At 50.1% G+C, this 12714-nt stretch carries 12 protein-coding genes; 1 reads left to right on the top strand and 11 read right to left on the bottom strand.

Going from position 1 to position 12714, the window contains the following annotated elements; translation table 11 throughout:
- Nucleotides 1-138: 138 nt before the first annotated feature.
- The 4 genes from AC27N8_RS20675 to AC27N8_RS20660 all read right to left on the bottom strand — a co-directional run bounded on the left by AC27N8_RS20675 (nucleotide 139) and on the right by AC27N8_RS20660 (nucleotide 3789).
- A complete protein-coding gene (locus AC27N8_RS20675; protein WP_487069297.1) occupies nucleotides 139-1035 on the bottom strand; it encodes a hypothetical protein in 897 nt (298 codons plus the stop codon).
- 227 nt (nucleotides 1036-1262) lie between these two features.
- Nucleotides 1263-2351, bottom strand: coding sequence for a glycosyltransferase family 9 protein (locus AC27N8_RS20670; protein WP_487069296.1), 1089 nt, complete (start codon nucleotides 2349-2351; stop codon nucleotides 1263-1265).
- On the bottom strand, nucleotides 2352-2744 hold the full coding sequence (locus AC27N8_RS20665; RefSeq protein ID WP_487069295.1) for a hypothetical protein: 393 nt from the start codon (nucleotides 2742-2744) through the stop codon (nucleotides 2352-2354).
- A gap of 130 nt (nucleotides 2745-2874) precedes the next feature.
- Nucleotides 2875-3789 (bottom strand): pseudouridine-5'-phosphate glycosidase, encoded by a 915-nt coding sequence (locus AC27N8_RS20660; protein WP_487069294.1) that lies wholly within the window; start codon nucleotides 3787-3789, stop codon nucleotides 2875-2877.
- A 288-nt stretch (nucleotides 3790-4077) separates the two neighbouring features.
- On the opposite strand from AC27N8_RS20660, the gene AC27N8_RS20655 reads away from it, so the two are divergent.
- The gene (locus AC27N8_RS20655; RefSeq protein WP_487069293.1) at nucleotides 4078-5046 is read left to right on the top strand and encodes an alpha/beta fold hydrolase; all 969 of its coding nucleotides are present in this window, start codon (nucleotides 4078-4080) and stop codon (nucleotides 5044-5046) included.
- Nucleotides 5047-5129: 83 nt separating this feature from the next.
- Here the strand turns inward: AC27N8_RS20655 and AC27N8_RS20650 are convergent, their stop codons facing one another.
- From AC27N8_RS20650 to AC27N8_RS20620, 7 genes are all read right to left on the bottom strand, one after another.
- Nucleotides 5130-6659: an SPFH domain-containing protein gene (locus AC27N8_RS20650; RefSeq protein WP_487069292.1), complete on the bottom strand. Its 1530-nt coding sequence runs from the start codon at nucleotides 6657-6659 to the stop codon at nucleotides 5130-5132.
- A 50-nt stretch (nucleotides 6660-6709) separates the two neighbouring features.
- Nucleotides 6710-7657 (bottom strand): PSP1 domain-containing protein, encoded by a 948-nt coding sequence (locus AC27N8_RS20645; protein ID WP_487069291.1) that lies wholly within the window; start codon nucleotides 7655-7657, stop codon nucleotides 6710-6712.
- A 66-nt stretch (nucleotides 7658-7723) separates the two neighbouring features.
- The gene (locus tag AC27N8_RS20640; protein WP_487069290.1) at nucleotides 7724-8296 is read right to left on the bottom strand and encodes an ANTAR domain-containing response regulator; all 573 of its coding nucleotides are present in this window, start codon (nucleotides 8294-8296) and stop codon (nucleotides 7724-7726) included.
- 138 nt (nucleotides 8297-8434) lie between these two features.
- Nucleotides 8435-9499, bottom strand: a complete 1065-nt coding sequence (aroF, locus tag AC27N8_RS20635) for a 3-deoxy-7-phosphoheptulonate synthase (RefSeq protein ID WP_487069289.1) — start codon at nucleotides 9497-9499, stop codon at nucleotides 8435-8437.
- Nucleotides 9500-9962: 463 nt separating this feature from the next.
- Nucleotides 9963-10760 carry a hypothetical protein gene (locus AC27N8_RS20630; RefSeq protein ID WP_487069288.1) on the bottom strand — a complete coding sequence of 266 codons (798 nt, stop codon included), beginning with the start codon at nucleotides 10758-10760 and terminating at the stop codon, nucleotides 9963-9965.
- Complete coding sequence (locus AC27N8_RS20625; protein ID WP_487069287.1) at nucleotides 10757-11524, bottom strand: GlcG/HbpS family heme-binding protein; 768 nt, start codon at nucleotides 11522-11524, stop codon at nucleotides 10757-10759. Before AC27N8_RS20625 ends, AC27N8_RS20630 begins: the two co-directional genes overlap by 4 nt.
- Before the next feature lie 316 nt (nucleotides 11525-11840).
- On the bottom strand, nucleotides 11841-12662 hold the full coding sequence (locus AC27N8_RS20620; protein ID WP_487069286.1) for a lipoate--protein ligase family protein: 822 nt from the start codon (nucleotides 12660-12662) through the stop codon (nucleotides 11841-11843).
- Nucleotides 12663-12714 lie beyond the last annotated feature (52 nt).

Raw genomic sequence — 12714 nt, 5'->3', positions numbered from 1 at the left:
GAAGCTGAGACGCCACTCTCTGTCGTAAGTTATAAAATATCTTTACAACTCACTAGAGAGCGGCACTCTGAGAGTATAAGTATCGTGTAGTATAAAGTTATACGCATATACGGCGAAAAAAATCACCTTGTCTCTAGCCTATGCCAGAATTATCGTCATTTGGGATGGCTGCGATTGCACTTGCTGACCGTTTGTACCTTGTGCATGAGCTGTTACCTGCGCGGTCGTCGAGCGCGTCATCGGGCCGAAGGCTCGCTCGTTAATATGCCAGGTAATGGTGGCTGTACCTGTATTATCGACAATCTTTGTTGCACTTACAATGTATGGCGGATTAGCTCCGGTGATGATGGTCAGCCAGACGGTTGCACCAGGGATACTCGCTATTGTGATTGAAACGGTACTGTGATTGTTGGCCGTTTGCGGAATGCTGGTGATCTGTGCGGTCAGCGCTGCCGGTGGGATTGGGGTGGGTGTAGGTTGGGGAGCCGTTGTCGCTGTTGGTGTTGGCGCTGGCGGTGTTGTAGGCGTTGGTGTGGGGAAAGGCGTTGGCGTGGGGAAAGGCGTGGCGGCTGGGCTTGAGGTCGGGGTGGATTGTGCGCCTTTCGTTGGCTTCGTCGTAGTATTGGAATTATCGGTAGGTGTGGTGCCTGTCGTCTTTGACGTATTTGCAGTTTGCGTTGGTGCTGACGTTGTGTTTGCTCCATGTGAAAAGGCGTTGCCTAACAAGAAGAGGCCACAGATGCTGCAAATCACGACAACACCGATGGCTACAAAAAGAACTTTATACGCGGGATCTGAGTTCCATAAGTATTTTAATTTAGCAGGCAGAGGACCTGGTAAGGCTGGCCTTAAGGCAGTGGGACGTATTAACTGCTCTGGGCGGATTGATGGTCTCGGTTGTGTCCAGGGTGTTTGCGCACCGTTCCGATTGATTGGTCTGACTGAATGTGGTGGTGGTGCTGAAAACATCTCTGTTGGTGCATCGGGTTGTACCGGCTGCTCAAGAGACGGTATTTTGGATGGATCTTCATTCATGCGTGTCCTCCTAAATATCAGGTGGATGCGCTATCTGCTCATGATTGATTTGAGGTCACAGAAATAGACCAGACCGAGTAGCCACAAGCTGCTGTGTTGCATCCAAATATGTAGAATTAAATATACCAATATAATTCAGTATATGTGATCTCGTCATTTCTGTAAAATAAATGACAAAAAGGGCTAAGACGAGATATCTAGATATTGCCAAAAGTGCGTTTTTGTGCCTATCCGTTATAGCGTGCTGAATGTGCTGCAAGCTGGGCGTAGACGGCCTGTGGAGCGAGTTCATCTAAACGGGTAGCTTGAGATACTAGTACTGTTGGGCCAGGAGACTTCCAGGTGATTGGATCACTCGGCCCAAAGAGAACCAACGTGGGTACGCCAAGCAGGCCGGCAAGATGACTGATACCTGTGTCGTTGCCCAGATAGCTCTGACAATGTCGCAGCTCTTGTGCCACTGTGAGCAGTGGAGCATCTTGTACCAGATGCAGAAGTGTGGCTGCTTCAGGAGCAGGGAGCAGTTGGAGTAATGCTGCAATCCGTTGATGATCTGCTGGCCCCGCCAGGAGCAGCACGGGAATGCTGTGTCGCCAGAGCTCGCTGATAAGCGTGGCAAAGTGCGCGATTGGCCAGCATTTATGCTGTCCTCCACTGCCCGGATGGATAGCGATAGCCCGTGTCTTTTGCTCTCCTGCTGATCTTTTTTGCCATGCATACTCTGCCGGCACCCTCCACTTGACGGTCTCTGGATCTTCTCCAATGCTCTGAGCCAGATAGGAGATGATCGGCATCGGCATTGTCGGACGGCTTGGCGCGATGGAGATGTGTGGGATACCTGCGGCTTGCAGGTTTTGCTTGACCAGTCCATCGCTATCCGTGAGCCAGCAGATGGCTCGATCGGTCTGCCATATTCTGGCGTAGAGCTGCTCTTGCCGACGCCCTGTGGGGGACATGAAAAGCCGACTCCATAGCAGGTCCTCATAATTTTCAACCTCATCGGCGAGTTGAAAAGCCTGCATTAGTGGTAAGACAGCGGTATTGCCAACTACCGTGATATGCGTGCGAGCGGCTAACGTGCGCAGATGCTGCAGGATTGGAAAGAGCACCAGTGTATCTCCAAGCGCTCCTGGACGTATGATCAGGAAACGTTGCGTATCTGTGCCCATAAAACCCCAAGTAGCGTCGGACGCTTGCGTACGATGTCCCAGTTCATCGTACGAGACAGCAGGATCGCGGCGAGCCACGCTGGCCTGCCTGATCGTACGTCGAGTGGGACATCGTACGCAAGCGTCCGACGCTACTTGGGGTTGCATTCAGGCTGATGCTACTATTTCGTCTGAGAAAAAACGGACCCATAGCACCACAATTGTCAGGCCACCGAGCATTGCAAAGAATGCTACCGCGCCAGAGTTGGTATTATTTGGATCTTTGAAGGGATAGAAAAGTATCAGTGAGAGCCAAATAATTGACAATATCGCAGTCCCGGTTAACTTTTTCGTCTCAGCGGTTGCATTTACCAGTAAAAGGTAGAAAACAATCACCAGGAAACCGATCAGACCCAGGACCATTTTGAAAGAGGTAAGGTTTGAACCATCGCCATTCCAATCGATGACGACTGAGTCCTTAATAAATATGAACAAGCACATCCAGATAATAGCAAGGACTACACCTATGATAACCTTACGAATCTCTATTGGACTATTCACGGTATAGGGCTCCTTTCGAGGAGGATATGTAATGAGAAAAGGATTGTATGATTTTGAAGGCACAAAATCCTTTGAGTATTCGTATTGTAGTCGTTATATCAGAATAAATCAACGTCTGAGTGCAGACAGATTAACTGTAGTAAGCACGGGCAAAGCGAGCAGCCCAATGAGCATTGTTCAAGAGCAGGGCTTTATTGGCCTCGATACTCTCGCCTGTAGTGACCTGGGCGACATGTGACAGCACAAATGGCGTGATCGCTGATCCACGAATATTTTGTATCTGTGCTCTTTCTAATGCTTCCGTGATGGCCTGCTCTAGAGGAGCAGCTTCCAGAGCATACTCTGGAGGAATTGGGCAGCCGACGACGATACCATGGAGACCACATTCCCATTGGATACGTGCGATTCGGGCCAATGTCTCGACATCGTCGACGCGATGATGCAGATGGAGTCCACTCTGACGTACGTAAAAGGCTGGAAGTTCATCTGTTTGCCAGCCAAGTACAGGGACTCCATGCGTTTCCAGATACTCAAGTGTCAGATTGAGATCCAGGATCGATTTGGCTCCCGCGCAGGCCACCAGTACCGGAGTCTGGCTCAGTTCCTGGAGATCGGCCGAAATATCCATGCTGTTCTCAGCGCCCCGATGGACACCTCCGATGCCTCCTGTGGCAAAGAAGCGGATACCCGCCATCTGGGAGCAGAGCATCGTGCCGGCTACTGTGGTGGCACCCCAGCGTCCGGTGGCCAGGGTAACAGCCAGATCGCGTCGGCTCACCTTCAAAATATCAGGTGTCGTGCCCAGATGTGTGATCTCGTCTTCGGAAAGGCCAATCACGATCTTCCCATCATGAATCCCGATGGTAGCTGGAATTGCTCCTTCGGAGCGGATAGCAGCATCCATCGCCAGCGCCACCTCAATATTGGCTGGATAGGGAAGCCCATGAGCGATGACCGTCGACTCAAGCGCGACTACGGCACGCTTCTCTTGTAGTGCAGTCTGCACTTCTTCAGAAATGTGTAAATATGATGAGAGTTCTTGCATAATGAGGAAAATAGTACCACATCTCTCATCAGCTTGCCTAGTAGGTTCATTGATCCATCTTTTGATGGCGGTTAATGAAGAAGCTATTCTGGCTAGTACCGTTTGCACTCTCTTAATTCAACATGCTATATTACCTTCTGAGCATTGTATGCTCTATAGCTCTGATGTGGATAGGGAAAATTATATTTCTATAAGGGAAAAAAACCTGCTGGTAGCGTATGGAGACGCTCGGCCGAGCGTTTCGCACATAAGAAATTGATAGAACAGCAAGTAGGAGTGTGTATTCTTATGACAATTGCAAAAAAATTGTTTAATACTGGCCTAGTGGTTGGCGGTGCCCTGGGGGCGCTGGCTCTGTATAATAAAGTCACGGAGACAATGGCAGGCGAGCTTGACACTGTTCTAACAGGAGAAGAGCGCCGTTATCCGTGGAAGTATGGCGATATGTTTTATGAGGTGAAGGGGGATCGGGAGGCGAAGCCTGTTGTCTTGATCCATGGCTTTGGCCCGGGAGCATCATCATACGAGTGGCGCAAAAATATTGAAACGGTCTCAGAACAGTTTCGTGTCTATGCTTTAGATCTCCTCGGCTTTGGTCTCTCGGATCGGCCGGCGATTGATTATGATGCTGAGACCTATACCGATCTGCTCACCGATTTTATTCGTGAAGTGGTTGGTAAGCCCGCCATCGTGGTTGCTCATGGCTTGACCAGCGCATATGTGATCGCCGCCGCTTATCGCCGACCTCAACTGTTTGAGCGCTTGATCCTGGTTGCGGCTCCAGCAGTGATCTTACAAGAATCTTATCCAGGACCGTTAAACGCCATCTGGAAAACCGTCTTGCGTGCTCCGATTATCGGTCAGTTTGTCTATAATCTGTTGACCTCGCGCTCGGCTATTCGAGGCTATTATGATAATCAGGGCTTTCACAATCCTGGTCTGATCACCGATGAACTGGTTGAGTATATCTACACGACGGCTCATCAGCCCAATAGTCGTCATGCCACAGCGGCTTTCCTCAGCAATTATCTACATCGAGACGTGCATGAAGCGCTATCACGTTTGCTGGTGCCGGTTGTTGCTATCTGGGGACGTGAAGGTCTGCTCGCTCCTGCCGAGGTGAGCGCCGCGTTCAAGCGTGTAAACCCACGTATAGATGTACGTATTCTGGATAAAGCTACCTTGCAACTTCAGGATGAGCAAGCCGCTCAATTTAATAATGTCTTGCGTGGATTTGCGGGGAGCGCCATCCGCTAGCTTAGAAGTATCAGATGTGTCTGCCAATAAGAATGCACCATACCTCTCACATAGCGAGCAGTATGGTGCATTCCATTTAATGGTTACCGGGCTTCGTCTTTTTGTGTGCCGATGACCAACTCAGGCTGAGTTGAGTCATGATACATGGCGGGTGTAAATTGTTGTTCTTGTAGCCGGGCCTGTTCGTAGAGATTGAGGGCTGCACGTGCAGCGTCAAAGCTGACTGTCTGACTGAGTTCAGGATGTTGTGCCACTCTTTCAAATTTCACTGCGATGCTGCGAATCGTCTCTGGATCAGTAATCTTGCCGTTTTTGACCTCTTCATAAGCGCGTGCAAGTACCTCTTCAGAGAGAGCATAGGCGGACGTTGCTCCTGCGGCTGGTGCATTGGCTGGAACAGCCGCCGTGGCTGATTTGACGGTCGTGGCCACCGGTTGGATAGGCTGCTGAATAACTTTTTCGGCGGGAAGCGTTGCTACATGGATGGGCGTTTGTATCGGTTCGATTTTGATTGCTCCATGGGGAGCAATCTCGATGTCGCGTACGCTGACCCAATTGATCTGTACTCCCCACAGCGCGGCCTTATCGCGCATGAGTTGGAAAAGATAGTTATTGATCTGATTTCGACGTTCAAAGCCACCAGTAAAATCATCGTCGCCAGGCTGTGCCGACTCTGCTGATTTGCCGTGAGGCCAGGTCAGAAAATCATCTGGCTGGAAAACGGTGCTGATGTTCTGGAGCATTGTTTGAAAGAGATTTCGTAAGCTACTCTCCCAATTTTGAACCTGTATGATCGCGAGATGAGCATCCTCTGGGATAAGCTGGTAGGAAATAACTCCACGTAACATGATATCTTCATCGCGTGACATTTGGATGATCTGAGCGGGACAGATCCATTGGATCTCTTCCACGTTGAGCTGGATGGCAACCTCTTCCCAGGGAAGCAGGATATTGATACCCGGGGTACAGGTGCGGTTGTATTTTTTGAAGCTATAGACAATATCCACGAGGCCTTCGTGCACCGGGTGGATGGAATGTCTGAGCAGAAAAACACTGATGGCAACCAGGGCGATCAGTATCAGTATGCCTGCCACTGGCCCATAGAGCACGAAGCAGGATAGGACAACAAAGAGGCAAAAGCCTCCGATTGTTCCGAGTATCCATACATCATTTTCGGTGCCTGCATAATAGACCGAGACCGCTTGCACGACTGTAATCGCGATAATCACAAGCAAAATAGGCCAGAAGCCTATAGGTGGAACTGCCGCGCTGCCGAGCGCAATTTGAGGTAGTACGATTAAGCTGGTCAAGACACAAAAAAAGAGTGGAATGACAAGCAATGTAATGTATTGGCTGACATGTTTGATAAATTCAAAGGGTGAAGTGGCTGGCGCGTTTGAAAGAGCTTCCTCATCAAAATCTTCATTGCCAGCTGAAATTCCTGTGGGTGAGGGGGCATAAGCGTCGCTATCCCCATCGTTGATAGGGGTAACTTGGGAGGAATTTATATCCTCTGCTGTGCTTGGAAACTGTTCAGGAAGTTGCTGCCAACTAGAATCCGCTTGTTGTGGATCTTGCCAGTTTCCCCCCGGGTCCTTCCTGTCCGACGACATGTGTATACACACCTTCCTCTCATCTCTGCAACCAGATAGTCTGTTTTGATTTACGACTTCTTCTTGAGGCCACACGATCCACAGCCGCCACCGCTTTTTGTGCTGCACCCGCCGCCACTGCCACAGCCGCCACCTTTTGTGCCGCACCCGCCGCTACCGCACGATCCCTGTGATTTGGGCTCTGGCTGGCTTTCCACAGGAGTGTGGATGGTGGCACCACTCTCAAGCATTACTTCAACTGAATTTTGAGGAACATTAATTGAGACCACCTTGCCTCGACCGCTGGGAGTGTCAAGGAATGTCCCGATTTGAGGCATCTGCTGCTTGGCCTGGATATAGTTGTCATTTTCATAGGAAAGGCAACACATCAGGCGCCCACAGACACCGGAGATTTTTGAGGGATTCAGGGGTAATCCCTGTTCTTTTGCCATCTTGATGGAGACGATACCAAAGTCAGTAATCCACGAACTACAGCAGAGTGTCTTGCCGCAGGGGCCTGCGCCGCCCTGTAGCTTGGCTTGATCGCGTGCGCCAATCTGTCGCAGCTCGATACGCGTGCGAAAAGTGGCGGCCAGATCACGCACGAGAGCACGAAAATCTACGCGCTCATCTGCTGTAAAGTAAAAAGTGAGACGACTTCCATCAAATGTGTATTCCGCCTCGACAAGCTTCATGGGAAGCTTATGAAAAACGACACGTTCGTGGCAGCGTACCAGAGCATCTTTTTCTTTACTTTTATATGAAAGCAACATTCGTAGTTCGTCTTCGGTGGCGAGATGCAGGATAGGCTTTAAAGGATCACTGAGATCGTTTTCGGCCACTTTCTTGGAGGCAATTACGACACGACCCGCCTCAACACCACGCACTGTCTCTACGATGACATATTGACCATTTGAGAAGGTCTGTTCTAGTGGATCGAAATAGTAGATGCGACCCGACGGACGAAAGCGAATGCCAACTACAATCACGATCTTTTCTGTACTCGTTGCTAGTGACATCGTTTTTTTCTATTCTTTACGAGACAAAGGAAGATGTAGCCTCGCTGCGCCATCCTCCGTTTCTGCCTACATTTCGTTCGTTAGTAAAATAGCCTCAGCTACTTCACGCATCGATTTGCGGTTATTCATGCTGGCCTTCTGGATTTTACGAAAGGCTTCTTGTTCAGAGAGCCCGTTTTTTTCCATCAAAAGACCCTTAGCGCGTTCGACGACCTTCCGTGTCTCCAGTTTCTCGGAGAGGGTACGATTCTCCTCTTCGATCGCACGGTATTCGCTGTAGCGTGCGAGTGTTACCTCAATCGCAGGTGCAACCTCGCTTTCGCGGAGAGGTTTCACAATGTAGTTGACTACACCGGCCTCTTTAGCACGCTCGACCAACTGTTGATCTCCGAAGGCAGTGAGCAACAACACTGGTGCAATCTTTTCCTGTGTGAGTATTTCGGCGGCAGCAATGCCGTCTACGTCGGGCATACGTATGTCCATAATGACCAGATCTGGTCGTAGTTCACGAGCCAGATTGACTGCGCTCTGGCCATCACCAGCTTCTCCGATAACGAGATAGCCTTGTTTGGTCAGCACATCTTTTAGATCCATGCGCTGAATGGCTTCGTCATCGGCAATAATAATTCGTGTTGGCATGGTGTCTCCTCAAAGCCTTTGGTCTTTCCCACCCATCTAATGTAAATACTCTTTCTACGTACAATGAGTATATCATAACAGTGGATCAAGAGTCGATAGGGAATGTCAGGGCTCGGGTCATTTCAGGTCATTTCGGCCTCAGGCGACACGTACCTCGCCGCGCATCATACGCGCCAGCATATGAGTTTCCTGGACAATTTTTTCTAGTTGGTCAGGGGTAATAGATTGCTTGCTATCACAGAGAGCTTTGTCTGGATCTGGATGGGCTTCGATGATCAATCCGTTGGCTTCAGCGGCGATACTGGCTCGTGACATGATGGGGACGAGTTCACGGCGACCGGTGGAATGACTGGGATCGACGACGATGGGAAGGTGTGTGAGTTGATGGAGTAAGGGTACACAGGTCAGGTCGAGGACGTTGCGTGTTTGTGGATCATAGCTGCGGATTCCGCGTTCGCAGAGAATGACGTTGGGATTTCCTGCTGCCATGATGTATTCTGCCGCCAGCAGCCATTCATCGAGGGTGGCGGAGAGGCCGCGCTTGAGCAAGACGGGCAACTTTTTGCTATTGCGTCCCGCTGCCAGTAAGAGGGGGAAATTTTGTGCGTTGCGCGTGCCAATCTGGAGTACATCGGCATATTCTGCAATCGTTTCGACCATACCAGGCTCCATGACCTCGGTAATCACAGGCAAGCCAGTCAATTCGCGTGCTTCCGCTAACATATGGAGTCCTTCGATGCCTAAACCCTGGAACTGATATGGCGATGTACGTGGCTTGAAGGCGCCTCCACGGAGCACTTGTGCGCCTGCCTTTTTGACTGCGAGAGCGGTTGTCAGCAATTGTTCACGGCTCTCAACGGCACAGGGGCCAGCCATAATGACGGGAGCGGATAGCTCTCCACCCAGCGTAACAGGCTGGCAGTCATGGGTTCCGCCAATGATGATACTGGTATCTTCTTTCTGAAAGGCTCTACTGACTAGCTGATAGGTTGTCTTGGGCGTATGAATCTCGTGTACCGCTCTCTGCTCATTGAGAGTTGCCAGCATCTGAGCGTCTACCAGAGCAGAATCGATAGCGATTACCTCGCGCTCATTCATCAAAGTTGAGGTGATCGGTTGTTGATTGCCGGTGATGCGGCAGAGAAGTGTCATGAGATGGGCGCGTGTCTCGCTAGTTGCCTCGTTGCTAATCGTGATAATCATGAGTAGAACCTTTCTTTCACCGTATGAGAACAGATAATTTGAGAAACAAAAAAGCAGAGGTTTTAATCCTCTGCTTCTCCAGCACGCTGGTGGTGTATGTTTTGCTCAGCCCAAAGGGCCCACCATCATGCTGGAGGGCTAAACCAATAATAAAAACTTGATTGTACGAATTTTATGTGTAGGCTGAGCATCAAATTATTTCACTTTTCTTTTTTGTCGGACTGGATAGTAATGAATCGACAGTCCATGCCAGGATTATAAGGGCCTGATGATTTTCTGTCAATAGGTATGTATGTCTATTCTGTACATAGAGAGAGCGTTGACTAAAGCTATATCTATACAAAGCACTGGAAAAGAGCATTTTTATTGCTTATCGGACCCCGGAGATCAGTGTAAGGAAGATAAAAGCCCTCGATCGTTATAGCGATCGGGGGCTTTTATCTTATGGTCAAGCTTGCAATATTTAGCGTCTCTTGCGCTGATTAATGCGATAGCTCTGATAGAGATCATCGTTCTCGCCTTTGACTCCTTGACGTACCGTGGGCTGTGGTGCTCTGACGGCTGTTGTCGAGGAACTACTCGCGGAACCTGTTTTGGTACCACTTTTCTGTGCGGCCTGATTTGCGCTTAATTGTTTCCCATTGGGAAGTAGGTCAAAGGTGACCAGCAGGTAGAGACAGATGACGAGTGTGAGGATGTTTGCCAGTAATGATGTGGTAATTTGTAGATTAACGCCCGGAATCTTGTATAAATTTTTCTCAAGATGAGAGCTGATGATAAAGTTGGCTTCATAAGGTAAGAGTACATTAGCACCGACCAGGTAGAGCCCCATACCGATAAAATGGCGGGGTTTGAAGAGGCGAGGTTTGGCTGGTGTGGCGGGGGCCGCTTTTGCTTTCGCAACTGGCTTGGCGCTCTCGGCAACTTCTGCCGTAGTGGTCGCTGCTGCCTTCCCATTCAGACTCTTTTTGGCGCGGGCCATGCGAGCTTCGACGACCTCATCTGTACTTGTTGAGCTATCCTCTTTATGCTCAACCTTTGAGAAGAACTTGGGGAGGCGAAGAGGATTCCTGGATGTTTCTACCGGTGCTGTAACAGTCTCCGTCTCACTGGTGGTGGGAGCCGCATCAAGGGCCAGATTTTCGGTGGTAGGAGCGCTCTCCTCTATTGCTGTCTCATTGCCAGTGACAAGGACTGGTCGATAGCGTGGAGTACGGTTTCGTCTGGGTCTCTTAGCGATTGTATTATATTCTTGACTCATGCTTGGTCTCCTGGATTATCCACCTCAGGTGGGGTAGCTGAATTAGAACGGAATGAAGCTTCGGCATCTGATTGTGGCGCTGCGGATGCCTGGTCGGTGCTTACAGGATTGTCCTGGGATAGATGAAAGGTGGAGGGTTTAACATCATTGGCGGTTGCGACCCTGGTTGCGACTCCTTTATCCGTCTTTTCATCCTGGCTGTAGGATGATACCTGCGCGTAGAGCGGCTGCGAGTAGGGAGCGGAAGGCAGGGGTCCTGATTGGTAATGATACTCGGGCGGGATGGGTCCCGTTGGATATGTCGGTGGTGGTGCTATGGGAGCAGGCGGCATGGGAGGAACTGTCGGTGTTAAGGTTTGTAAAGCCTCAATCCCTGCGCGAGCGATCTCATCGTCGCGACCAGGTGCGTTGCCACCGCTGATCCCGATGCCCCCAATGGTGACTCCATTGACGCGTAGAGGCCAGCCTCCTGCTGTCATAATGAACTGACCATGGGTCATAGTAGCAAGACTGGCGGCAAAACCAGGAATGGTGGAGCCCCATTGTGCGACCTCATCGGTCGACTGATTAAACATCACTGCGGTATGTGCCTTGGCGATACTCATGTCGCCGGTGGCAAAGCCATATGGTGCCATCATGCGCTCGAAGATGACCAGATGACCTCCAGCATCGACAATGGCGATACTGACCTGGCTTCGCAGTTCGCGTGCCCTTTGCTTACTGGCTTCCAGAACCCTCCGCGCTATCTCGCTCGAAATACTCACGCCCAGATACTCCTTACTAAATCTCTGTTTTTAATGGAATGCACAGGGTAAAATATGTTTCCATGGAACGCATCCATACGCAGCCAGAGAAGCCACACATTGTGGCTCGCAATTTGATACTCTATCGCTAGATGAGGACAGTTTTTATGTTCACCTACGAAAAAAGTTAAAAACCAAAAAGGCCAGAACGAAACGTTATATACGTTTGCTCATTGTACCCTACCTATCGTCTGCGTGCAATGGATCGTTTTTGGATGCCCCACGTTGAGATAAACTTCTATGCATTATGAATATCTACGCAGTTATTGCACCGGGGTTACACCAGAGTGATGCGCTCTTTGCGCCAATTGAGCCTGCTATACTTTTCCTGGACTAATTGCCGTGTCAGATCCCACTCAGATGAGCTGAGATCTTCCATGATGATCTCGTGCTGCAAAAAAGTACTGAAGCCTTGTCGAAAAGCGTCAGAGACATCATCCCAGCCAACCTGAGGAACGAACGTATGTAACGGCGTGGTCTTTTCCTTGTAGAGCGCTATTGCCTGCTCGCGTGCCTGTTGACCAGGATAGCGTAACATGCTGAAGAACGTGTCTGCTCGATCCTCTAGAGGAAGCGATCCCTGTTGTAATAACGCATGATCTTTCCAGACTTGAGCACTCCCGATCAGCTTAAAGCCTCCACTGGTCAGATCGGCCTGCGTGGACGAGGCAAAGCAGGCTGCCGATGGATGCTTATTGACCCGTTCATCGCTCATCTCGGATTGCACTCCCAACAAGCGCAGGGCTTCCATCAGTCCTTGCGAGAGATAGGCGTAGGCTGCTACGACTCCAGAGGGTACTCCATCGCTTTTACCGATGATGATGCTGTAGGTAAATTCGTCCTCGTGATAGACAGCTCGGCCGCCAGTGGGACGTCGTACCAGAGCTACTCCCTGGCGCGCGCACTCGTCGGTATCAATTTCACGCTCGACGCTTTGGAAGCGTCCCAGCGAGATCGAGGGCTGTGACCAGCGAAAGACGCGTATCGTGGGGGGGACATCGCCTTGAAGATAGTGCGTCAATATGGCTTCATCGATAGCCATATTGACGGTTGCATCTTGAATACCAGTGTTTAAAAAACGATATGCTTGTGTTTGCATGACTCTGTTCCTTGGTCTGACGGAGGGATAGTTACTTTATGAGGAGCAAGCT

This window comes from Dictyobacter sp. Z7_2, from assembly GCF_057551105.1.
Note: the sequence above shows the minus strand (reverse complement) of the source record. Positions and strands in the feature narration are given on the sequence as shown.

Excerpts from the sequence above, each read along its gene's own strand:
- AC27N8_RS20675 (WP_487069297.1), bottom strand. The coding sequence starts at position 1,035 with ATGAATGAAGATCCATCCAAAATACCGTCTCTTGAGCAGCCGGTACAA.
- AC27N8_RS20670 (WP_487069296.1), bottom strand. The coding sequence starts at position 2,351 with ATGCAACCCCAAGTAGCGTCGGACGCTTGCGTACGATGTCCCACTCGA.
- AC27N8_RS20660 (WP_487069294.1), bottom strand. The coding sequence starts at position 3,789 with ATGCAAGAACTCTCATCATATTTACACATTTCTGAAGAAGTGCAGACT.
- AC27N8_RS20655 (WP_487069293.1), top strand. The coding sequence starts at position 4,078 with ATGACAATTGCAAAAAAATTGTTTAATACTGGCCTAGTGGTTGGCGGT.
- AC27N8_RS20650 (WP_487069292.1), bottom strand. The coding sequence starts at position 6,659 with ATGTCGTCGGACAGGAAGGACCCGGGGGGAAACTGGCAAGATCCACAA.
- AC27N8_RS20645 (WP_487069291.1), bottom strand. The coding sequence starts at position 7,657 with ATGTCACTAGCAACGAGTACAGAAAAGATCGTGATTGTAGTTGGCATT.
- AC27N8_RS20640 (WP_487069290.1), bottom strand. The coding sequence starts at position 8,296 with ATGCCAACACGAATTATTATTGCCGATGACGAAGCCATTCAGCGCATG.
- aroF (WP_487069289.1), bottom strand. The coding sequence starts at position 9,499 with ATGATTATCACGATTAGCAACGAGGCAACTAGCGAGACACGCGCCCAT.
- AC27N8_RS20630 (WP_487069288.1), bottom strand. The coding sequence starts at position 10,760 with ATGAGTCAAGAATATAATACAATCGCTAAGAGACCCAGACGAAACCGT.
- AC27N8_RS20620 (WP_487069286.1), bottom strand. The coding sequence starts at position 12,662 with ATGCAAACACAAGCATATCGTTTTTTAAACACTGGTATTCAAGATGCA.